The sequence below is a fragment of the Rhodococcus sp. NPDC056516 genome (genome assembly GCF_042794655.1).
In the GTDB taxonomy this organism is placed as follows: Bacteria; Actinomycetota; Actinomycetes; order Mycobacteriales; family Mycobacteriaceae; genus Rhodococcus_F.
Map to the genome: position 1 here is coordinate 382,048 of NZ_JBHTTG010000008.1, position 21,278 is coordinate 403,325.

Annotated in this window: 16 protein-coding genes; all 16 read left to right on the forward strand. The window is 62.7% G+C overall.

Annotated elements, in window-relative coordinates:
- The first annotated feature begins 25 nt into the window (after positions 1 to 25).
- Positions 26 to 1,240, forward strand: a complete 1,215-nt coding sequence (gene mftC / locus ACFQ6Y_RS25290; protein ID WP_317552369.1) for a mycofactocin radical SAM maturase — start codon at positions 26 to 28, stop codon at positions 1,238 to 1,240.
- A 40-nt stretch (positions 1,241 to 1,280) separates the two neighbouring features.
- Positions 1,281 to 2,459, forward strand: a complete 1,179-nt coding sequence (gene mftD / locus ACFQ6Y_RS25295; RefSeq protein ID WP_378638488.1) for a pre-mycofactocin synthase MftD — start codon at positions 1,281 to 1,283, stop codon at positions 2,457 to 2,459.
- Between the two features lie 26 nt (positions 2,460 to 2,485).
- Entirely contained in the window at positions 2,486 to 4,417 is a 1,932-nt protein-coding gene (locus ACFQ6Y_RS25300) for a mycofactocin system FadH/OYE family oxidoreductase 1 (RefSeq protein ID WP_378638492.1), read from the forward strand.
- Positions 4,414 to 5,241: a mycofactocin-coupled SDR family oxidoreductase gene (locus tag ACFQ6Y_RS25305; RefSeq protein WP_317552366.1), complete on the forward strand. Its 828-nt coding sequence runs from the start codon at positions 4,414 to 4,416 to the stop codon at positions 5,239 to 5,241. The genes ACFQ6Y_RS25300 and ACFQ6Y_RS25305 overlap by 4 nt, the downstream gene beginning before the upstream one ends.
- Positions 5,241 to 7,190, forward strand: a complete 1,950-nt coding sequence (locus tag ACFQ6Y_RS25310) for a mycofactocin system FadH/OYE family oxidoreductase 2 (RefSeq protein ID WP_378638495.1) — start codon at positions 5,241 to 5,243, stop codon at positions 7,188 to 7,190. Before ACFQ6Y_RS25305 ends, ACFQ6Y_RS25310 begins: the two co-directional genes overlap by 1 nt.
- Positions 7,191 to 7,242: 52 nt before the next feature.
- Positions 7,243 to 8,481 (forward strand): DUF222 domain-containing protein, encoded by a 1,239-nt coding sequence (locus tag ACFQ6Y_RS25315; protein WP_378638497.1) that lies wholly within the window; start codon positions 7,243 to 7,245, stop codon positions 8,479 to 8,481.
- Positions 8,482 to 8,582: 101 nt separating this feature from the next.
- On the forward strand, positions 8,583 to 9,275 hold the full coding sequence (mftE, locus tag ACFQ6Y_RS25320) for a mycofactocin biosynthesis peptidyl-dipeptidase MftE (protein WP_378638500.1): 693 nt from the start codon (positions 8,583 to 8,585) through the stop codon (positions 9,273 to 9,275).
- A 97-nt stretch (positions 9,276 to 9,372) separates the two neighbouring features.
- A complete protein-coding gene (gene mftF / locus ACFQ6Y_RS25325) occupies positions 9,373 to 10,770 on the forward strand; it encodes a mycofactocin biosynthesis glycosyltransferase MftF (RefSeq protein WP_378537756.1) in 1,398 nt (465 codons plus the stop codon).
- Positions 10,767 to 12,248: a mycofactocin system GMC family oxidoreductase MftG gene (mftG, locus tag ACFQ6Y_RS25330; RefSeq protein WP_378537758.1), complete on the forward strand. Its 1,482-nt coding sequence runs from the start codon at positions 10,767 to 10,769 to the stop codon at positions 12,246 to 12,248. Before mftF ends, mftG begins: the two co-directional genes overlap by 4 nt.
- Positions 12,249 to 12,354: 106 nt before the next feature.
- A complete protein-coding gene (locus ACFQ6Y_RS25335; protein ID WP_019744245.1) occupies positions 12,355 to 13,668 on the forward strand; it encodes a helix-turn-helix domain-containing protein in 1,314 nt (437 codons plus the stop codon).
- Between the two features lie 143 nt (positions 13,669 to 13,811).
- Positions 13,812 to 15,335 (forward strand): aldehyde dehydrogenase, encoded by a 1,524-nt coding sequence (gene adh / locus ACFQ6Y_RS25340; RefSeq protein WP_007730158.1) that lies wholly within the window; start codon positions 13,812 to 13,814, stop codon positions 15,333 to 15,335.
- A gap of 89 nt (positions 15,336 to 15,424) precedes the next feature.
- Complete coding sequence (locus ACFQ6Y_RS25345; protein ID WP_378638504.1) at positions 15,425 to 15,985, forward strand: DUF779 domain-containing protein; 561 nt, start codon at positions 15,425 to 15,427, stop codon at positions 15,983 to 15,985.
- A gap of 141 nt (positions 15,986 to 16,126) precedes the next feature.
- A complete protein-coding gene (gene eat, locus ACFQ6Y_RS25350; RefSeq protein ID WP_003941913.1) occupies positions 16,127 to 17,599 on the forward strand; it encodes an ethanolamine permease in 1,473 nt (490 codons plus the stop codon).
- Positions 17,600 to 17,607: 8 nt separating this feature from the next.
- Positions 17,608 to 19,020, forward strand: coding sequence for an ethanolamine ammonia-lyase subunit EutB (locus ACFQ6Y_RS25355; RefSeq protein ID WP_378638508.1), 1,413 nt, complete (start codon positions 17,608 to 17,610; stop codon positions 19,018 to 19,020).
- Positions 19,017 to 19,790 carry an ethanolamine ammonia-lyase subunit EutC gene (eutC, locus tag ACFQ6Y_RS25360; RefSeq protein WP_378537764.1) on the forward strand — a complete coding sequence of 258 codons (774 nt, stop codon included), beginning with the start codon at positions 19,017 to 19,019 and terminating at the stop codon, positions 19,788 to 19,790. Before ACFQ6Y_RS25355 ends, eutC begins: the two co-directional genes overlap by 4 nt.
- Before the next feature lie 82 nt (positions 19,791 to 19,872).
- A complete protein-coding gene (locus tag ACFQ6Y_RS25365) occupies positions 19,873 to 21,171 on the forward strand; it encodes an HAD family hydrolase (protein ID WP_378638511.1) in 1,299 nt (432 codons plus the stop codon).
- Positions 21,172 to 21,278 lie beyond the last annotated feature (107 nt).

Sequence of the window (21,278 nt, forward strand, 5' to 3'; positions counted from 1 at the left end):
TTCATTTCTTCGCGAGGACACAGCCATGACCTCAGTTCTTGAACAGCCATCCCCACCCGCCAAGGTGGGTCGCCTCGTCGATCAGTTCGAACTCGGACTCGACGCCCCGATCTGCCTGACGTGGGAACTCACCTACGCCTGCAACCTTTCCTGCGTGCACTGCCTGTCGTCTTCGGGTCGTCGTGACCCCAACGAGCTGAGCACCGAGCAGTGCAAGTCCATCATCGACGAGCTGCAGCGTATGCAGGTGTTCTACGTCAACATCGGTGGCGGCGAGCCGACGGTACGCTCCGACTTCTGGGAGCTCGTCGACTATGCGACGGACCACCAGGTTGGTGTGAAGTTCTCCACCAACGGCGTGAAGATCGACAAGAAGGTCGCCGCACGGCTCGCGGCCAGTGACTACGTCGACGTGCAGATTTCCATCGACGGTGCCACTGCTGAGGTCAATGATGCTGTGCGCGGGCCTGGTTCGTTCGCTATGGCCGAGCGCGCTCTCGCGAACCTGAAGGAAGCCGGCTTCAAGGACGCCAAGATTTCGGTGGTCGTCACGCGGCACAACGTCAGTCAGCTCGACGAGTTCAAGGCTCTCGCCGACAAGTACGACGCGACACTGCGCATCACCCGCCTGCGTCCTTCGGGCCGCGGCGCCGACGTGTGGGATGACCTGCACCCGCGTCCCGAGCAGCAGCGTGAGCTCTACAACTGGTTGGTGGCCAACGGTGAGGGCGTCCTGACGGGCGACTCGTTCTTCCACCTCTCCGCGTTCGGCGATGCACTGCCCGGTCTCAATCTCTGTGGCGCGGGCCGTGTCGTGTGCCTGATCGACCCGGTCGGCGACGTGTACGCGTGCCCGTTCGCGATTCACGATCAGTTCCTCGCCGGAAACATCGTGAAAGACGGTGGATTCCAGGAAGTTTGGCAGCACTCGGACCTGTTCGAAGAGCTGCGCTCGCCGCAGACCGGTGGTGCCTGCAGCAAGTGCAACCACTACGACTCCTGCCGCGGTGGCTGCATGGCAGCCAAGTTCTTCACCGGGCTGCCGATGGACGGCCCTGATCCCGAGTGCGTCATCGGAAACGGTGAAATGGCCTTGGCCGGCGCGGGAGAGATCCCCAAGTCCAGCGTCGACCACTCACGTTCCGGTCAACGTAAAACCCCGCGTGCATCGGTGCCACTGACACTGATGATGCGTCCCCCCGCCAAGATTTGTGACGAAAACCCGCTTGCGGGAATGTAAGTAGCCTTTCCGGCCACTTGCGATACGAGAGGTTTGACTGATGGCAAAGAACGCATTCTTCGAGACCGTCGCCGAAGCACAGCGACGTGCGCAGAAGAGGCTCCCCAAGTCCGTGTATGCGGCGCTGGTGGCCGGATCCGAAAAGGGCCTGACCGTCGACGACAATGTCGCGGCCTACAGTGAACTGGGTTTCGCTCCGCATGCGGCCGGCTTGCCGAACGAGCGAAACATGGCCACCACCATTATGGGGCAGGACATTTCGCTTCCGGTGATGATTTCGCCGACCGGTGTGCAGGCAGTGCACCCCGACGGCGAGGTAGCGGTAGCTCGAGCGGCCGCAGCACGGGGAACGGCGATCGGCCTGAGTTCTTTTGCCAGCAAGTCCATCGAAGAAGTTGCAGCGGCCAACCCGCAGGTGTTCTTCCAGATGTACTGGGTCGGCAGCCGCGACGTGCTCCTGCAGCGTATGGAGCGCGCTCGCGCCGCCGGTGCCAAGGGCCTGATCATCACCACCGACTGGTCCTTCTCGTACGGCCGCGACTGGGGCAGCCCGTCCATCCCCGAAAAGATGGACCTCAAGGCGATGTTCCAGTTCGCACCCGAGGGCATCATGCGCCCGAAGTGGTTGTTGGAGTTCGCCAAGACCGGCAAGATCCCGGATCTGACCACCCCGAACCTTGCGGCTCCCGGTCAGCCGGCGCCGACCTTCTTCGGTGCGTACGGCGAGTGGATGCAGACGCCGCTTCCGACGTGGGAAGACATTGCCTGGCTGCGTGAGCAGTGGGGCGGGCCCTTCATGCTCAAGGGCATCATGCGCATCGACGACGCCAAGCGAGCTGTCGACGCCGGTGTCTCCGCGATTTCCGTCTCCAACCACGGTGGTAACAACCTCGACGGCACCCCCGCGCCGATCCGCGTACTCCCGGGGATTGCCGAAGCCGTGGGCGATCAGGTGGAAGTTGTTCTCGACGGTGGCATTCGACGCGGCGGCGATGTCGTCAAGGCGCTCGCTCTCGGCGCCAAGGCCGTCATGCTCGGGCGCGCCTACCTGTGGGGCCTCTCGGCAAACGGTCAGGCCGGAGTCGAGAACGTGCTCGACCTTATGCGGATGGGCATCGACTCGGGACTGATGGGCCTTGGCCACTCGTCCATCACCGAACTGAGTCCGGCGGACCTGGTGATCCCGGATGGCTTCACCCGCACGCTGGGTGCGAGCTGAAACTCCGGCTCTGATCGAGCTGTGAGTTGAGCCTTTACGAACACACAACCCTGGCCGGACGCACCGTCCGGTCCAGGGTTGTTTTCGGTCCGCACGAGACCAATCTGTCCCTCGGCCGCGAACTTTCGGATCGGCACCGGGCCTACTACCAACGCCGTGCCGAGGGCGGTGCCGGGATCGTCGTCACGGAAGTGGCGTCGGTACTGGACAACGACTGGCCGTATGAGCGAGCACCGCTGGCTTCGGAGTGCGGCCCGGGGTGGCAGTCGATCTCGACGGCGTGCGCTTCGTACGGAACATTGGTTCTTGCCGGTCTCGGTCATACCGGGATGCAGGGTTCGAGCGCATATTCACAATCGGTGCTGTGGGGACCGTCGCGGGTAGCCGACCCGGTGACGCGCGAGTTGCCGTTGGCAATGGGGCAGCCGGAGATCGACCAACTGATAACCGGCTTTCGCGACGCAGCGGCGCTGGCGATCGCTTCGGGAATGGACGGCGTGGAACTCGATGCCGGCCCTCGAAGTATTCTGCGGCAATTCCTTTCGGGCCTGACCAATACTCGACGAGACCGATACGGCACTGATCGCGCTGCCCTCCTTCGTGAGGTCATCTCGGGAGTGCGTGAGGAACTCGGACCGGACCACGTTGTCTCCTTGCGGTTGTCCTGCGACGAGGAAGCACCGTGGGCGGGATTGACACCCGATCTTGCAGCAGGCTTTGCGCGTGAAGTATCTCCGCTCCTCGACCTCCTTGTCGTCGTCCGAGGTGGACTCTATTCGGCTGACCGATACCGTCCCGACTTTCACTGCTCGACGAACTTCAACCTCGCCCTGTGCCGTGACATCAAGGCCGCGGTCACGATTCCCGTTGTCCTGCAGGGGAGTGTCGTTGACGTCGCCGAGGCTCACGCGGCGCTGGAAATAGCCGAGTTCGTCGAGATGACGAGAGCCCAGATCGCAGACCCGGACCTGGTCGTGAAAGCCGCGCGCGGCGATCGTCCGCGGCCGTGCGTGCTCTGCAATCAGACGTGCCTCGTGCGTGATCCTCGCAACCCGGTCGTGACGTGCGTGGGGAATCCGAGCGCGGGTTTCGAGACGGTGGACCCCGATGAGCGAGAGCAGATTTCGACACCGGGAGCCGTGCTGGTCGTGGGGGGTGGCCCCGCCGGGATGGAGGCCGCGCGGATCTCGGCGGTGGCGGGACACTCGGTCACCCTCGTCGAGAGTTCATCGCAGTTCGGCGGCATGATCCGAACTTTCGCGCGAGGTGACGGCCGCAGCCGATTCAATCTCCTCGCGCAGTGGCTCGAGGACGAATGCCGTCGAAGCGGGGTGACGATGCGAACCGGAGTAGCGATCGACGCACAGGATCTCGACGGCGCACGCAGTCGGGGCGAGTTGGTTGTGGTTGCCACCGGTGGTGCTGCGAGGCCACCGGCATATCCGACCGACGACTCGGTTCGATGGCTGGATGCATCGGAAGCCCTCGAGAAACTCACTTCGGTGGGGCCGGGCCCGGTAGTTCTGATCGATCCGCTCGGTGGGCCGATCGCGGTGGCGCTCGCAGAAGCACTCGCAGCCAAGGGCAGCTGCGCCTCGATTGTCACCCCGGACACCATCGTCGGTTCGAGGCTCGGCGCGAGTGGCGATCTGGTCGGCGCCAACACCCGCATCCAGCAGGCCGGGATCACCCGAGTGCTCGCTTCGCGTGTCGTCGAAATCGCCTCAGGGGCCGTCTGGGTCGAACACGTCTACACCGGTGAGCGGTCTCGGCTCGAGTGCGAAGTGTTGATCGATTGCTCGCCCCGTCTGCCGAACGAAACCCTGAATGAAACCGGGAGTATCCGGGTCGGGGACGCGGTTGCCCCGAGAACTGTTCTCGAATCCATCCGCGAAGGGCGCTTTGCAGGGTTTACTACTAGAACGAGTTTCAATTCTGCAGAGAGGGCTATCTCATGACACAGGGTTCAGTTCGTTCGCTCGAAGGCCGCGTTGCGTTCATCACCGGCGCAGCACGCGGTCAAGGACGTGCGCACGCGGTCAAGATGGCGCGCGAGGGAGCGGCGATCATTGCGGTAGACGTGTGCGCGTCGGTGGCGTCGGACAATTCCTACGAGGCAGCAACTTCCGAGGACTTTGCCGAGACTGTGCGTCTTGTCGAAGGGGAGGGTGGGAAGATCCTTGCTCGCGAGGTCGACGTCCGTGACGGCGCAGCCCTCACTGCGGTGGTCAAGGACGGCGTCGAGCAGTTCGGGCGTCTCGACATCGTGGTCGCCAATGCCGGCGTCTGTAACTGGAATCGTTTCTGGGAAATGTCGGACGAGCAGTGGGAAACGCTGATCGACATCAACCTGACCGGAGTCTGGAAAACCCTCAAGGCCTCGGTGCCGGCGATCATCGAAGGTGGGCGCGGTGGATCGATCATCGTGGTCAGTTCGGTGGCGGGACTCAAGGCGTTGCCCGGTCAAGCGCATTACGCGAGCGCCAAGTTCGGTCTGGTCGGGCTGACGCAGGCCGCGGCAAAGGAACTGGGGGAGTACAAGATCAGGGTCAACTCGATCCATCCCTACGGAGTCAATACGCCGATGGGCGTCGACCAGGGCGCGCTCGAGGTATTTGCCAAGTTCCCGCAGTACCTTCCCAACTTCACTCCGATCCTCTCGGACATCGCTTTTGCCGAACCCGACGAGATTGCCGATACCGTTCTGTGGCTCGCCGGTGACGGTTCACGCACTGTCACGGCAAGTCATATCGCGCTCGATCAAGGAAACTCCAAGGTCTGATGACGCCGTACCCGCGCCTCTTCACGCCACTGCGCCTGGGCAACCTGACACTCCGCAATCGAGTCGTGTTCTCCGCACACCTGACCAATTACGCGGAGAACGGGTTGCCGACGGAGCAGCACGCGAGCTACTACGAGGCGCGGGCCCGCGGCGGTGCGGGTCTGATCATCACCGAGGAGCACTCGACGCATCCTTCGGATCGACCGTACGAGAAGATGATTGCAGGCTATCGGCCCGAAGCAATCGAGGGGTACCGGCGGATCACCGACGCCGTTCATGCGCATGGTTCGTCGATTCTCGCGCAGATCAACCACAACGGCGGTCAGGGTGCTGGAACCTATTCGCGATTGCCGCTGTTGGCGCCGAGCGCGGTCGCCGATCCGTTGTTCCGCGAGGTGCCCAAGGCCGTGGACGACGCGAACATCGCCGAGATACTCGCAGGGTTCGCTCTTGTTGCGCGCAACTGCGTCGCCGGTGGCTTCGACGGGGTGGAATTGCAGGCGTCGCAGTCGTCCATCGTGCGCGCCTTTCTCTCACCCTCGACGAACCTGCGCACCGACCGTTACGGCGGAGGCGTGGCAGATCGTGCGCGTTTTCTGCTCGAGGTGCTGGGGGTGCTTCGTGAGGCCGTCGGCCCGGATCGTGTGCTCGGCGTGCGCCTGAGTGGATACGAAGGAACGCGGGGTGGGATCGAACTGTCCGACGCGGTAGCCACCGCCCAACTCATCGAAGCCGACGGTCGTGTCGACTACATCAACACTACCGTCGGAATGGCAACGGAAACACTGCATCTGGTCGAAGCGTCGATGGCTGTACCCATCGGCTACGCCAACTTCGTCCCGTCTGCGATCCGGGAGGTGGTCGATCTTCCCGTGGTCGGCGTCGGCCGTTTCAAGACGCCTGAGCAAGCTGAAGCTGCGCTCGCGGGCGGTGTGTGCGATCTGGTGGGTGTGGTTCGTGGGCAGATCGCCGATCCGGATTTTGTGAACAAGGCGCGTGCCGGTCAGTCGGTGCAGGTGCGAACCTGCTTGTCCTGCAACCAGGAATGCGTCGGGCGGATGGGTCTGGGGCGTTGGTTGGGGTGCACCGAAAATCCGCGCGCCGGTCGAGAATCGGTCCCACTGCCGATGCCGCGGCGACGAGGTCGCACTGTGATGGTGGTCGGCGGCGGCCCTGCCGGCCTGCAAGCTGCGGCCACCGCGGCCCAGCGAGGTCATGCGGTGACGCTGTTCGAGCGTGAACGAAGACTCGGTGGACAGATTCTCACCGCCTCGGTGGTCCCCGCTCGCCGAGAACTTGCCGACCTCGTCCGAAATCTCGAATCGGAGTGTCGCCGAAGCGGTGTCACGATCGAGCTGGGTGTTGGAGCTGATCTCGCGATCGTGGAGGAGGGCGTGCCCGACGTGGTAGTGATCGCAACCGGGGCGCGGCCGGTGCGCCCAGCGTGGGCGGGTGGATCCGAGCGTGTGGTGGGTGTTCGAGAGGTTCTCGACGGCAAGATTTTGCCGAGTGGAACGGTGCTTGTCTACGACGAGTTGGGATTCCATCAAGGTACGTCGGTGGCGGAGTTCCTCGCTGATCGAGGCTGTGCGGTCACGATCGCGACCAACGGCATGGTGGTCGCGCAGGACCTGAGCATCACCTTGGATTTCGAGGCGTGGAACCGCCGGGCGTTCGAGAAGTCGATCATGCAACGGACGGATCTGATGGTGACTTCGGTGAGAGCTGGAGCCTCGCCGCTCGTGAGCTTGGTTCACCTTCCGACGGGTGTGGTCGAGGAAGTTGCGGTCGACTGGGTGGTTTTTGTAACGCAGCAGGAACCTGTCGACGAGCTATGGAATGCGTTGCAGGGAAGTTCTTTCGAGACTTTTCGAATCGGTGACGCTCTGTCGCCGAGACGTTCGCATGCCGCGGTCATCGAAGGTCATCGAATTGCGTTGTCGATATAAGTCGTCCGTTATGTCCCTGGTTATCGAAAGTATGTTCGATTAAACTTTCGGCATGGACAGTCGGGAAGCGTGGCAGTTGGATGGTGAGGGCCTCAAGAATGAGGTTCTGGATCTGGTGCGTGTCCGGCATGAGTTGCAGTCGCGGATGGTGTTGTTGATCGTGGAGATGTTTTCCCGTGAGGTTCTCGGCGGGAAGGGTTTTCGGGCGATCGCGCAGTGGTTGCATGGTTCGACGAATTTGGAGATCGGTGAGTGCAGCCTGCTGGTCAGTCTGGCGCGGTTGTTGTTGCTCGAACCTGTTGTCGCCGATGCATTCCACCGAGGTGACGTTGATGCGTTGAAGGCCCGTCAGGTGGCGTCCTTTTGTCAGCATCCGCCGAAGAACATGACCCCGGCCGATGTCGACAAGGCCCGCGGGATCCTGCTCGACCTGGCGTCGAAGAACATCGCTGATTGTGATGCGGTGCGGGCGGCGATCCGGCGGATCGAGAAGCAGTACGGCAAACGCGAGGACGGCGTCCCTGTGGGTGAGGATTCGGAGCGCAATGAGTTCTATGCCTCGAAAGGCCTGTACGGCAGAGTAACTGTGAAGGGTGATCTGGATGCGGTCAACGGTGCCCGTCTGATCACGTTGTTGTCGAGCCTGTCGGCGCCGACGCCGGAGAAGGACGGCGTGAAGGACACGCGTACTCCGGCGTTGCGGCGCGCGGACGGGTTCTGCGAACTGCTGCGGCGGTACGAGCGGGCGGGGTTGGGTCCGATCGAGGGTGGGGTGAAACCGCATATCACGGTGACTGCGTCGGCGAAGGACATGACGGACCTCAAAGCCTTGAAGGATCTACTGCCGTCGACTCAGGAACTGGGTTTCGCGTGGACGGATTGGGTGGGCCCGATCAGCATCGATACCGCACGGATGTTGGCGTGCGACTGCACCGTCATCCGGATCCTCCTGGACGCGAATGGTGTTCCGCTCGACTGCGGCAAAGAAGCGAGAACAGCGACGGTTCCGCAGCGCCGGGCTCTTGCGGTTCGTGACGGTGGGTGTGCGTTTCCGGGGTGCGGGACTCCGTCGGGGTGGTGCGATGCCCATCATATTGTTCACTGGAATGATGGTGGCCCAACGGATCTCGATAATCTGATCTTGTTGTGTGGTCATCATCATCGGACACTGCACCACACGGAATGGCGAGTCGAGATCGGCCCGGATCGGAAGACGGTGTTCTACCCACCGATGTCGGTTGATCCGTATCAGCATCCGATCGGTGGGAACAGTCCGCCGACAGCGGCGTGAACCGCGACCAGTGAAAACTCATACACCGGGGCACAACCATGCCCCGGTATATCCGCATGCTGTGTTGCGGTGGGAGGGGCCTGCACCAATACGATCGGGGGATGAGTTCTCCGCGTGACCTTGCTGCCATCCCGAGCCCGGCGCTCGAGGGTACTGCGCTCACCGTCGTAGTCCCGGTCGGTTCTTTCGAACAACACGGTCCGCATCTGCCTCTCGATACGGACACTCGGATTGCAAGAGCAGTCGCGCAGGCTCTGCCCGACGTCGTCGTGGCCCCGGCCATCGAATACGGGGCGAGCGGAGAGCACGAAGGTTTTGCCGGCACTGTCTCGATCGGTGCCGAGGCTATGGAAATCGTCGTAGTCGAGTACGGAAGGTCCGCATTCCGGTGGGCGAAGCGGGTGCTGTTCGTCAACGGTCACGGCGGAAATGGACCCGCATTGGCCAAAGCGGTGGCACTTCTGCGGTATGAGGGGCGTGATGCCGCTTGGGCGCCGTGCGCTGTTGCGGGTGCCGACGCGCATGCCGGGCACACTGAAACGAGCCTATTGCTGCACCTTTCGCCCGATTTGGTGCACATGAGCCTTGCTGAGACCGGAAATTTGTCTCCTATCTCAGACCTGATGCCAGGAATGCGTTCGGGCGGTATGGTCGCTGTGTCGCAAAACGGCGTTCTCGGCAATCCAGTCGGGGCTACCGCCGAAGACGGCGCATACATCTTCGGTGAGTTGGTAGGACGCGTGACGGATGGACTGGCCCGGTGGGAGCCTGGTCCAGATGGGAGGCTTCGGTGACGACCACGACCGAGTGGGGGCGGACGGTCCACCTGCGACGGCTTTCGAGGCTGCGACGAGTTGCAGCACGACGGGCTACGTCCCTTACGATCACCTGATGCGACCAGCAAGACTCCCCGACGGCTTCGGCATTCGGTTGGACCCCAAGGTGCGCACGTACTCGGGTGGCCGGGTACTCATCGGCGGATCTCCGACGCGGATGCTCAAGCTGGCTCCGACGGCTGCGGCGATGATCGGTGACGGCTTCCTCGAGGTGGTCGATCAGCAGAGCGCTGCGGTTGCGCGACACCTTCTCGATTCGGGTGTCGCGAATCCTCGTCCGATGTCGACGCCGTCCGCTGCGGATGTCACCGTCGTGATTCCGGTCAAGGACAACCAGGCAGGCGTCGAACGCCTACTGCCCGTCCTCAAGGATCTGACCGTCATCGTTGTCGACGACGGTTCGGAAGTGCCGGTGGAACCTCGGCGAGCCTGCCCGGGCACCGGCACCATCACAGTAGTGCGGCACGAGAGCGCCCGCGGACCCTCGGCGGCACGAAACTCGGGATTGCGTTCGGCTCAAACACGTTTCGTAGCTTTCCTCGACTCCGACGTCATCCCGCGTGCCGGTTGGCTCGAGTTGATGTTGGGTCACTTCAGCGATCCAGGGGTTGCCCTCGTTGCGCCCCGCATCGTCGCCCTCGATCCATACGGGACGGCGCTGGCGCGGTACGAGAACATGCGATCGTCTCTCGACCTCGGACGCAAGGAAGCTGCGGTGAAATCGGGCAGTCCGGTCGCCTATGTCCCCAGCGCCGCCGTGATCGTCCGGCGCGACGTAGCGCTCGAATGCAACGGTTTCGACGAGAGTCTCGAAGTAGCCGAGGACGTCGATTTCTGCTGGCGCCTACAGGCTGCTGGTTGGCGTCTGAGGTACGAACCGGTAGCGCACGTCGCTCACGATCATCGAGTGCAGTTCGACAAGTGGTTCGCCAGGCGTGCGTTCTACGGGACGGGTGCGGCGCCGTTGGCTGCCAGGCACGAGGGTTCGGTTCCGCCGATGGCGATGTCGTTCTCGACGCTCTTCGCATGCATCGCCGCCGCAACACTGACACGTTCCGGTCTTGCCGGCGCTCTCGGCGCTTTGCTGTTCACCGTCTACCGGCTGCGAAAGATGTTCACCGGTCTGAGTCAGCCCACCCGGATCGCGGCCATCCTCACCGCGCAAGGGTGTGTCGGTGGATTCTGGCAACTCGCATCGGCGATGTGTCGTCACTACTGGCCCGTGACGCTCTTGGCGGTGATCGCCTCCCGTCGAATACGACGACTGGCCGTCGCAGCAGCCGTCGCCGAAGGGTTGGTGGACTGGTATCGCCACCGTGAGCCAGGCGGACTGGGACCGGTTCGGTACGTCTTCTTCAAACGAGCAGACGACATCGCTTATGGAGCCGGACTCTGGCGTGGCGCATTCGACGCCCGCGACTGTGCGGCGCTGAAACCTCGAATCACCAAGTGACAGAAGCCGACTACGCAGATTTTCTGGTTGTCGGTGGTGGCACGTGTGGCTGCGTCGTCGCAGCCAGGCTCAGTGAAGATCCATCCGCCACGGTGATGCTCCTCGAATCGGGAAGCGGATACCGTTCGGCGCTCGAACTTCCGGACGTCCTGAGTGATCCGTACCGACTGCCGGTCGGACCTGCGAGCGAATACACGTGGACGTATCCGGTCGAGTTGACACCGCGTCGGGCGTCCACGATCGCGCGCGGGCGGACACTCGGTGGGTCCGGGGCTGTCAACGGCGCGTACTTCACCCGCGCAACCCGCGCCGATTTCGAGAACTGGCCGAGTTCGTGGCGATACGACGACGTATTGCCGTACTTCAAGAAGTCCGAATCCGATCGTGATTTCGAGGGCGAGTTCCACGGGAGCGGCGGTCCGATCCCGGTCGAGCGGCGAGCGTGGGACCAACTGCATCCACTGAGCGGTGAGTTCCAGGCCGCAGCACTCGCAGCTGGTTTTCCCGACGACGTCGACAAAAATGCGCCTGACTCGTTCGGCGTCGGCCGGGTGCCGCTGAACGTATCGGATCATCGTCGGATCAGTACTGCGGTCGCCTATCTGATGCCGGTGTTGCACCGCCCGAATTTGCGGGTGGAATCCGGCGTGAACGTCATTCGTATCGCGTTCTCGGGAACCCGTGCGATCGGCGTCGACGTATTCGACGGCGGTAACGTCCGGCGCATTCGTGCCGACCACGTGATCGTGTGTTCGGGTGCGGTGGCGACGCCACACATTCTCTTGAATTCCGGCATCGGTCCGGCGGAACAACTTGCAGAGCAAGGAGTTTCCGTCATCCTCGACCGACCTGGCGTCGGCCAGAACTTCGTCGACCACCCGGAAGTGCTGCTGCCGTACTATTTTTCGACGCCCCGCACGATTCGATCACAGACTCCGGTTCTGGAGACGGCCCTCAATCTCGCTGAACTCGAAATCCGTCCGTACACTGCGTCTTTCACGGACCTGGTTCCTGGTGCGCCTCGCATGGATCACGGCGTCGGGGTGGTCCTCATGGCGCCGCGCAGTCGGGGAAGTATCGAACTGGCATCGGGGGATCCCGCTGGGGCGCCGCGTATTCGATACAACTACGTCGCGTCGGCGCACGATCGAGCCGCCATTCGGGAAGGGATGCAGATCGCCGAGAATCTTCTCGAGTCGATCGCCGAGACAGGATTGATCGACCGCCCCGTTGTGGAGTACGCCGACGAGTGGATTGAATCCCGACTCGGTACGTCCTTACATATGTCCGGTAGCTGCGTGATGGGGGTCGAGTCGGACCCGTTCGCAGTCGTCGATGGTCGGTGCCGTGTGATCGGTGCGCAAGGGCTCAGTATTGTTGACACGTCAATCCTGCCGACGATCCCGACTCGCGGCCCGCACGCGACCGCGGTGATGGTCGCGGAGCGAGCAAGCGCCATCCTGCTCGGTGACGAGTGACCAGGAGCGGCAACAGGCAGGGGCTGACAGGCAAACCGAATGGTCGTTCTCGCCGATGAGTTGTGATCGGCGTTACAGTGGTCCACGGAGCGGAGGAACGCAAAATATGGCACGTGAACAGGCTGTGTCCGGCAACCCGTGGGTGGCGGTCAGGCCAGGCGATGACGTCGCGTTACTAGCGCGGCGACTTTCGTCTGCCCATCAGTCGTTCATCGATGCCCGGGGCGTGCCCGGACAAGGACTTACCGACGACTCCCATGTCCGTTCGGTCGTGCTCGAATCCTGGATGCGGAGCCGCAACAAGGGAGTAAATCCCGACGTTGTCGGCAACCCTGAAATGCTCGAAGGGCTCGAGCTCGAGAAATATCGATCCGCGCATCCCATGTCCCTGATACGACCAGTGATCCGGAAACTGCTGGTGGAAGATGCTGCCGAGACCGGCTTGCTGATCGCGATCAGTGACGCACACGGTCGACTGCTCTGGGTAGAGGGTGACAATTCGGCCAAGGACAAGGCGTTGTCCATGAACTTCGTCGAAGGCGCCGACTGGAGCGAAGATCGTGTCGGTACCAACGCGCCGGGAACGGCGCTTGCTCTCGATCACTCCGTACAGATTTTCGGATCCGAGCATTTCAACCGAACCGTGCACGACTGGAGTTGTTCGGCCGCCCCTGTCCACGATCCCACCACTGGTCAGATCCTCGGTGCCATCGACATCACCGGTGGACCCAGGGTCGCGGTACCCGAAGTGCTGTCGCTGATCCGTGCAACTGTTGCTGCCGCCGAATCGGAATTGCGATTCCACCTCTTGAACTCGCCCATCCCGCTCAGTGCCACGGCTCCACGCCTCGAGACCTTCGGTGCAGGCCGGCCGACGTTGGTTCGCGGCGGCGACCGAATCCCGATTTCGCAGCGTCACGCCGAGATTCTCCTTCTGCTCTCCGAGCATCCGGAAGGTCTCAGCTCCGACCACCTTGCGGTCCTGCTCGACGAGGGTGAACTCGACGCAGTGACCATTCGCGCGGAAATGTCGCGGCTTCGTAAGGTTTTCGGCGCTGACCGGCTGGCTTCGCGCCCCTATCGGATCATCACGGAGTTCACGACAGACGTCGGCGACGTGCGGGCGGCGTTGGATCGCGGCGACGCGGCGACGGCGATGAAACTGTATTCGGGCCCCGTGCTGGCCGGCTCGGCCTCTCCCGGTATCGAAGAGGTGCGGGAAGAACTGCGCACCAGGGTGCAGGCGGCTCTGCTGCGTGGAGGTGACGCCAACCTTCTGGCCCGGTGGACCACGTCCGTACACGGCCGCGAAGACTCCGTCGTGTGGGAGGCCTACCTGTCCACGTTGGATCCGCAATCTCCGCTGTATTCGCAGGTCCAAGCAAGAATTGATCTCCTCGACCGCCAATTGGGCATCTGAGACTCAGCTGCGTCTCTCGCACGCAACGTACTTGCAACGTTGCAACTCCTAGTGTTGTGAATCACACCCCACCGGGGGGTGGGATTGCAGTCACCGATTTGGTGGGTGCGCCCAGGAAGAACACGTTTACATAGGAGCTTGCAATGACCGTGTACGCCCGCCCAGGTACCGCCGACGCGATCATGTCCTTCCAGTCTCGATACGACAACTGGATCGGCAACGAATGGGTTGCTCCGGTCAAGGGCCAGTACTTCGAGAACCCGACACCGGTGACCGGACAGAATTTCTGTGATGTGGCCCGTTCCACCGCAGAAGACATCGAGCTCGCTCTCGACGCAGCGCACGCAGCAGCTCCGGCCTGGGGCAAGACCTCGGTCGCCGAGCGCGCGATCATCTTGAACAAGATCGCTGATCGTATGGAGGAGAACCTCGAATCCATCGCACTCGCCGAGTCGTGGGACAACGGCAAGCCGATCCGCGAGACCCTCAACGCCGACATTCCGCTCGCCATCGATCACTTCCGTTACTTCGCGGGAGCTATTCGCGCACAGGAAGGTTCGCTCTCGGAGATCAATTCCGACACCGTGGCCTACCACTTCCACGAGCCGCTCGGTGTAGTCGGTCAGATCATTCCGTGGAACTTCCCGATCCTCATGGCCGTGTGGAAGCTTGCGCCCGCCCTCGCTGCCGGCAATGCCATCGTGCTCAAGCCTGCCGAGCAGACACCCGTCTCGATCCTGCACCTCATCGGCATCATCGGTGACCTGCTGCCTGCCGGTGTTCTCAACATCGTCAACGGCTTCGGCGTCGAGGCCGGAAAGCCGCTGGCGTCGAGCCCGCGAATCAAGAAGATCGCGTTCACCGGCGAAACCACCACCGGTCGCTTGATCATGCAGTACGCATCGCAGAACCTCATCCCCGTCACCCTCGAACTCGGTGGCAAGAGCCCCAACATCTTCTTCTCCGACGTTCTCGCTTCCAACGACGACTACCAAGACAAGGCGCTCGAGGGCTTCACGATGTTCGCCCTCAACCAGGGCGAGGTCTGCACCTGCCCGTCGCGTTCGCTGATCCAGGAAGACATCTTCGACGAGTTCCTCGCGATGGCAGCCATCCGCACCAAGGCTGTGCGCCAAGGAGATCCGCTCGACACCGACACCATGATCGGCGCGCAGGCCAGCAACGACCAGCTCGAGAAGATCCTCTCGTACATCGAGATCGGCAAGGCCGAAGGCGCCAAGGTCATCACCGGCGGCGAGCGGGCCGAACTCGGCGGAGACCTGTCCGGCGGCTACTACGTCCAGCCGACTGTCTTCACCGGCAACAACAAGATGCGCATCTTCCAGGAGGAGATCTTCGGACCAGTCGTCTCGGTCACCTCGTTCAAGGACTACGACGAGGCCATCGAAATCGCCAACGACACCCTCTACGGTTTGGGTGCCGGTGTCTGGTCCCGCGACGGCGGAGTTGCGTACCGCGCTGGCCGTGACATCCAGGCCGGTCGCGTCTGGACCAACACGTACCACCAGTACCCGGCACACGCCGCCTTCGGTGGATACAAGCAGTCCGGCATCGGCCGCGAGAACCACCTGATGATGCTCTCGCACTACCAGCAGACCAAGAACCTCCTGGTCAGCTACGCCCAGAAGGCTCAGGGCTTCTTCTGATCGACCCCCGGCACCCGTGAGCCCCTCGCTGCGGGTGCCGGTGAGCACGACTGCAACATGCACACCTGCACAACAACACGGAGGTTGGAATGAGCGCCACGGTCACACCCGATACCGGCGCCGTTCCACCTCGGTTGGTGACCACCGCTGGGGCGGCTGACCTCCTGCGCCGCCTCAGCGGGACTCACGGCGAACTGATGATGCATCAATCCGGTGGATGCTGTGACGGCTCCGCCCCGATGTGTTATCCCTCAGGGGAATTCATCGTCGGAGACCGTGACGTACTACTTGGAATTGTCGACCTCCGGCTTGCGGTCGGAGAGATTCCCGAAGACCTTCCCACCGGAACGGACGCTGTACAGGTCTGGAATTCCGGATCACAGTTCGAAGCCTGGAAGCACACCCAGTTGGTTCTGGACGTCGTGCCCGGGCGAGGCGGTGGATTCAGCTTGGAGTCTCCTGAAGGATTCAGATTCCTCAGTCGAGCAAGGGCATTCACGCCGGAAGAGAACGAAGCACTCGGCGCGTCGAGCATTCTCGTCGGCGCCGATTGGGAAGCGGGCGTGCGGCCTTTGCCGCCGACGGTTCCCCAGGTGGTCGCCGAGGCCGTCGATGCCTGCCCGGTGCCGGGTGCGGCGCGCCGGGCCTGAAGAAACTCGGGGGCCGACCACATGACAGCCAGTTAACAGCGCGGTCATCTCCAGGCGACCTTCTCCGTACATCGCCCACATACCGTTCATTTCACGCGACGCATCCACCGTGCGTCGTCTCATTCTTGACCGATTCAGAGGATGGACATGTCTCTTTCCGACCACGCAACCGGCAAAAACGCCGGTGCCGCGGGTGCACACCACGACGGCGCCGACTTTCACGCGGAAGACAATTCGTATCTGGAGAAACGAACACTCCGAAAGGGAACAGCAGGGTGGGTGCTGCTTGCGGGGTTGGGCGTCAGCTATGTGATTTCCGGTGACTACGCCGGCTGGAACAACGGGCTGGCCGAAGGCGGCTTCGGTGGCCTTCTCATCGCGGCCGTCGTCATCGCGGGTATGTACCTGGCGATGGTGCTCGGTATGGCCGAGATGTCTTCGGCGCTTCCGGCTGCGGGTGGCGGGTACACGTTCGCCAGACGGGCCATGGGTCCCTGGGGCGGATTTGCCACCGGCACAGCAATTCTCATCGAGTACTCGATAGCGCCCGCGGCGATCGCGACGTTCATCGGTGCGTACGTCGAGTCCCTGAACCTGTTCGGGATCACCGACGGGTGGTGGGTGTACCTCGCGGTGTATGCGATCTTCATCGGCATTCACCTCACCGGTGCCGGTGAGGCACTCAAGGCGATGTTCATCATCACGGCCATCGCACTCGTCGGCCTGGTCGTGTTCGCGGTTTCGGCTGTCGGCCTTTTCGATTCGTCCAACCTCACCGATATCGCCGTCGACACCAGCGCAGTCGGATCGTCGTCGTTCCTGCCGTTCGGTCTGCTGGGAATTTGGGCCGCCGTGCCCTTCGCGATCTGGTTCTTCCTCGCCGTCGAAGGTGTACCGCTGGCCGCCGAGGAAGCACGCGAGCCGGAGAAGAACGTCCCGCGCGGCATCATCATCAGCATGTTGATCCTGATCGTCACAGGCGCAACGGTCCTCTTTCTCGCCACGGGCGCGCTCGGTGCCGACGCCCTGTCCACCTCCGGAAATCCGCTCGTCGAGGCTCTGGGGGACAGCGGAGCGGCAAAGGCGGTCAACTACATCGGGCTTGCCGGTCTGGTCGCGAGCTTCTTCTCGATCATGTACGCATATTCGCGTCAGACGTTCGCGCTCTCACGTGCCGGCTACCTGCCGAAGAACCTGTCGGTGACCAACAAGCGCAAGGCACCCACTCTTGCTCTCGTCGTTCCCGGAATCATCGGCTTCGCGCTCTCGCTCACCGGTGAAGGTGCCATGTTGCTCAACATGGCCGTGTTCGGCGCGGCAGTCAGCTACGTCCTGATGATGGTGAGTCACATCGTCCTTCGCAAGCGTGAGCCGAACATGCCGCGCCCGTACCGCACTCCCGGCGGTATCGCCACCACCTCGTTTGCACTCGTGATCGCAGCGGTGTCCGTGGTGGCAACCTTCCTGGTGGATCCCGTTGCGGCACTGCTGACGTTGGTCGCCTTCGGTGTTCTCATGGCGTACTTCGGTCTCTACAGTCGCCACCACCTTGTTGCCAACTCGCCGGACGAGGAGTTTGCTGTACTTGCACAGGCGGAAGAAGAATTGGGATGAGTCGCGGGATGGCCAAGTATCACCAGCAGGTATCCGGAACCAACTACTCGTTCGACGGTCTCGTCGATCTGATGGCGAAGGCGACACCGCTGCGCTCGGGCGACGAGCTCGCCGGTTGCGCGGCAAGCTCCGACGCCGAACGCGCTGCTGCCCAATGGGTTCTGGCTGACCTTCCCCTGACGGTATTCCTCGAGGATCTTGTGGTTCCGTACGAGGACGACGAGGTGACTCGGCTCATCATCGACAGCCACGATCGCCTGGCCTTTGCACCGGTGGCACACCTGACCGTCGGCGGACTGCGGGACTGGTTGCTCGAGACGGCGTCGGCGCCGGAAGCTTCCGCACGCTTGTCTGCCGTCAGTCCCGGGCTCACCCCGGAAATGGTTGCCGCGGTAAGCAAGATCATGCGCAATCAGGACCTGATCGCTGTCGCCAAGGCCATCACGGTCACCGCGGGGTTCCGTACGACCATCGGTCTGCCTGGTCGGTTGAGCACTCGACTGCAACCAAATCATCCGACGGACGATCCACGCGGCATCGCGGCGGCAACACTCGACGGTCTCCTGATGGGATGCGGCGACGCCGTCATCGGTATCAATCCCGCGACGGACTCTCCCCAGGCCACCTCGGATCTGCTCCACCTGCTCGACGACATCCGTCAGCGTTTCGAGATCCCAACTCAGTCGTGTGTGCTCTCGCACGTGACCACCACGATCGGACTGATCGAATCGGGGGTACCGGTCGATCTGGTTTTCCAATCGATCGCCGGCACCGAAGGCGCCAACTCCGGTTTCGGAGTGAACATTCCGCTGTTGCGCGAGGGCAACGAGGCCGGGCGTTCGTTGAACCGCGGAACGGTCGGCAACAACGTCATGTACCTCGAGACGGGTCAGGGGTCCGCCCTGAGTTCTGGGGCGCACCACGGCACCGGCGGAGCCCCGGTCGATCAGCAGACACTCGAAACCCGGGCATACGCGGTGGCACGTGATCTCGAACCGCTGCTGGTCAACACGGTGGTCGGCTTCATCGGCCCCGAGTATCTCTACGACGGCAAGCAGATCATTCGTGCGGGCTTGGAAGATCACTTCTGCGGAAAACTGCTCGGGCTGCCGATGGGAGTGGACGTCTGCTACACCAACCACGCCGAAGCCGATCAAGACGACATGGACAACCTCCTCACCCTGCTGGGCGTCGCCGGCGCTGCGTTCGTGATCGCGGTTCCTGGCGCCGACGACGTGATGCTCGGCTATCAAAGTCTGGCGTTCCACGACGCGCTGTACGTACGCAAGGTCCTCGGTTTGCAGCCCGCCCCGGAGTTCGAGACCTGGCTCCACAATTTGGGGATGACCGACGCAAACGGTCGGGTTCTTCCGATCGACGCCGAAATGTCGCCGCTGCGGGCTTTGACGGTGAACTCATGACCGAAGATCAGGCTCCGATCCTCGATTTCTGGGGTCCACTGCGCAAGACCACACAATCGCGTATCGGGTTGGGTCGCGCCGGTGATTCGTTGCCCACGAAGCGGGTTCTCGAATTCAAGGCAGCGCACGCCGCCGCTCGCGACGCAGTCCACGAGCCACTCGATTCGCAGACGCTTGCCAGTCGGGTCGAAGGGGTGGGTATCGGGGCACCGGTGGTCGTGGCGAGCAGTGTCTCCTCGCGCAGCGAGTATCTCCGGAGACCAGATCTGGGACGCCAGCCTGCCGACCTGAGTGCGATCTCGAGTTCTGACAAGGAGATCGGGTTCATCCTCGCCGACGGACTGTCGCCGCGCGCGCTGATGGACCACGGCGAACAACTCCTGTCCGCGTTGGTCACGGTGCTGGGAGAGCGGTATTCCATAGCGCCGCCCGTGATCGCCACGAACGCGCGTGTGGCACTGGGCGATCACATCGCCGCCGCGATGGGAGTGCAGACGGCGATCGTCCTGATCGGCGAACGTCCAGGGCTCTCTGTTGCGGACAGCGTCGGGATCTATCTGACTCACCTTCCACGCGTCGGTCGCACCGACGCGGATCGAAACTGCATTTCCAACGTCCACCCACCCGAGGGGCTCGGATACGAGCAGGCCGCTCGTGTCGTCCTGGGGCTGGTGGCGGGAGCGCGCCAGTTGGGCCGCTCCGGCGTCGACCTCAAGGACACCTCTCGCGCCGACGCCGTTGCGTCGGGAGAAGTGCTGACGCTCGATTAATTGACAGCTGCACGGCATACCCGGGTCGATCGACACTCGGGTGTGCCGTCGTACCCGAATCACGACGAAAACGAGGGAATCGATGTTCCGTTCGCTGCATGCCCGCGCCCTGTGCGCGTTGGCCGTAGGTAGTGTTCTGTTGAGTGCAACTGCTTGTAGTTCAACCGAAAGTGCTCCGAAAGAGGATGCGGCGCAGAGTGGTTCATCCTGCGCGCCACTGGATTCAGGTCTTGTCTGGTACGGCGACAACCGAACGAAGCTGGACTCCATGATCGCGGAGTTCGGGACGTGCGGTGCTGCAGGTGATGTCGATAAGGGTGCTCCGTTGGCGCTCTTCGACTGGGACAACACAGTTGTCAAGAACGACATCGGAAGCGCCACTGCCTTCTGGATGATCAAGAACAACAAGGTGTTACAGCCTGCCGGAGGGGACTGGGCAACCACCAGTCGCTTCATGACGCCAGCCGGCGCTGCCGCACTTTCCGCCGCCTGTGGCTCGGAGACCGCGCCGGGACAACCGTTGGCAACCAGCACCGACGTCGACTGCGCCGACGAGATCGTTGCGGTACTCGAAGAGAAGACTCGCGACGGGCAGGCCGCATTCGACGGTTACGATCACCGCCGGACCAAGGCAGCGTACGCGTGGGCCGTGCAGTTGATGGCGGGGCACACCGAGGACGAGATCACCGAGTACGCGCGCGCCGCACGCGCCGAGAATCTAGCTGCCGCAGAAGGATCCGATCAGATCGTCGGTACCACGGAAGTCGACGGCTCGGTGCGTTACTACGCGCAAATCGAAGATTTGGTGAAATCCCTCGGCGCTCATGGATTCGACGTGCGGATCATCTCCGCGTCGGCCGAACCGGTAGTTCGAGTCTGGGCGGAACAGCTGGGATTGGACGCCGATCACGTGATGGGTGTGCGGCCGATCGCCGAGGACGGTGTTCTGACCGGCCGCCTTCGTGGATGTGGTGGCGTTGCGGACGGCGACGACTCGGTCATTCCGTACATCGACGGCAAGCGGTGCCAGGTCAACGAGGTTGTCTACGGGGTCGTCGGGTCTACGGCGTTCGAGCAGTTGGCCGCCGATCGACGTCAGGTATTTGCTGCCGGTGATTCTGTCACCGACGTGACCTTCCTCGGAGATGCGACCGGTGCGCGTCTGGTGATCAACCGCAACAACCCTGAACTGATGTGCAACGCCTACGACAACAGTGATGGAAAATGGCTGGTCAACCCCATGTTCATCGAACCGAAATCCCAGGCGGATGCACCTTATCGTTGCTCGACCGACGCGTACACCGACGAGGCTGGGGCCAAAGGCGCCGTCACTCGCGAGGACGGCAGCGTGATTCCCGATCAGGTCGATACCGTCGCCTGACAGCCGGCTTGCTGCGGTGACTTCACAACGATCGATCAGCGTGTGATCTGATTCTGTCGAGCCCTTTGTCGGGCTGCGGAAACCCTTGGGTGTCCGCTGAGATGCTG

Excerpts from the sequence above, each read along its gene's own strand:
- ACFQ6Y_RS25305 (WP_317552366.1), top strand. The coding sequence starts at position 4,414 with ATGACACAGGGTTCAGTTCGTTCGCTCGAAGGCCGCGTTGCGTTCATC.
- ACFQ6Y_RS25365 (WP_378638511.1), top strand. The coding sequence starts at position 19,873 with ATGTTCCGTTCGCTGCATGCCCGCGCCCTGTGCGCGTTGGCCGTAGGT.
- mftF (WP_378537756.1), top strand. The coding sequence starts at position 9,373 with ATGCGACCAGCAAGACTCCCCGACGGCTTCGGCATTCGGTTGGACCCC.
- ACFQ6Y_RS25345 (WP_378638504.1), top strand. The coding sequence starts at position 15,425 with ATGAGCGCCACGGTCACACCCGATACCGGCGCCGTTCCACCTCGGTTG.
- ACFQ6Y_RS25355 (WP_378638508.1), top strand. The coding sequence starts at position 17,608 with ATGGCCAAGTATCACCAGCAGGTATCCGGAACCAACTACTCGTTCGAC.
- ACFQ6Y_RS25315 (WP_378638497.1), top strand. The coding sequence starts at position 7,243 with ATGGACAGTCGGGAAGCGTGGCAGTTGGATGGTGAGGGCCTCAAGAAT.
- eat (WP_003941913.1), top strand. The coding sequence starts at position 16,127 with ATGGACATGTCTCTTTCCGACCACGCAACCGGCAAAAACGCCGGTGCC.
- mftC (WP_317552369.1), top strand. The coding sequence starts at position 26 with ATGACCTCAGTTCTTGAACAGCCATCCCCACCCGCCAAGGTGGGTCGC.
- ACFQ6Y_RS25310 (WP_378638495.1), top strand. The coding sequence starts at position 5,241 with ATGACGCCGTACCCGCGCCTCTTCACGCCACTGCGCCTGGGCAACCTG.
- mftD (WP_378638488.1), top strand. The coding sequence starts at position 1,281 with ATGGCAAAGAACGCATTCTTCGAGACCGTCGCCGAAGCACAGCGACGT.
- ACFQ6Y_RS25335 (WP_019744245.1), top strand. The coding sequence starts at position 12,355 with ATGGCACGTGAACAGGCTGTGTCCGGCAACCCGTGGGTGGCGGTCAGG.
- eutC (WP_378537764.1), top strand. The coding sequence starts at position 19,017 with ATGACCGAAGATCAGGCTCCGATCCTCGATTTCTGGGGTCCACTGCGC.
- mftE (WP_378638500.1), top strand. The coding sequence starts at position 8,583 with ATGAGTTCTCCGCGTGACCTTGCTGCCATCCCGAGCCCGGCGCTCGAG.
- adh (WP_007730158.1), top strand. The coding sequence starts at position 13,812 with ATGACCGTGTACGCCCGCCCAGGTACCGCCGACGCGATCATGTCCTTC.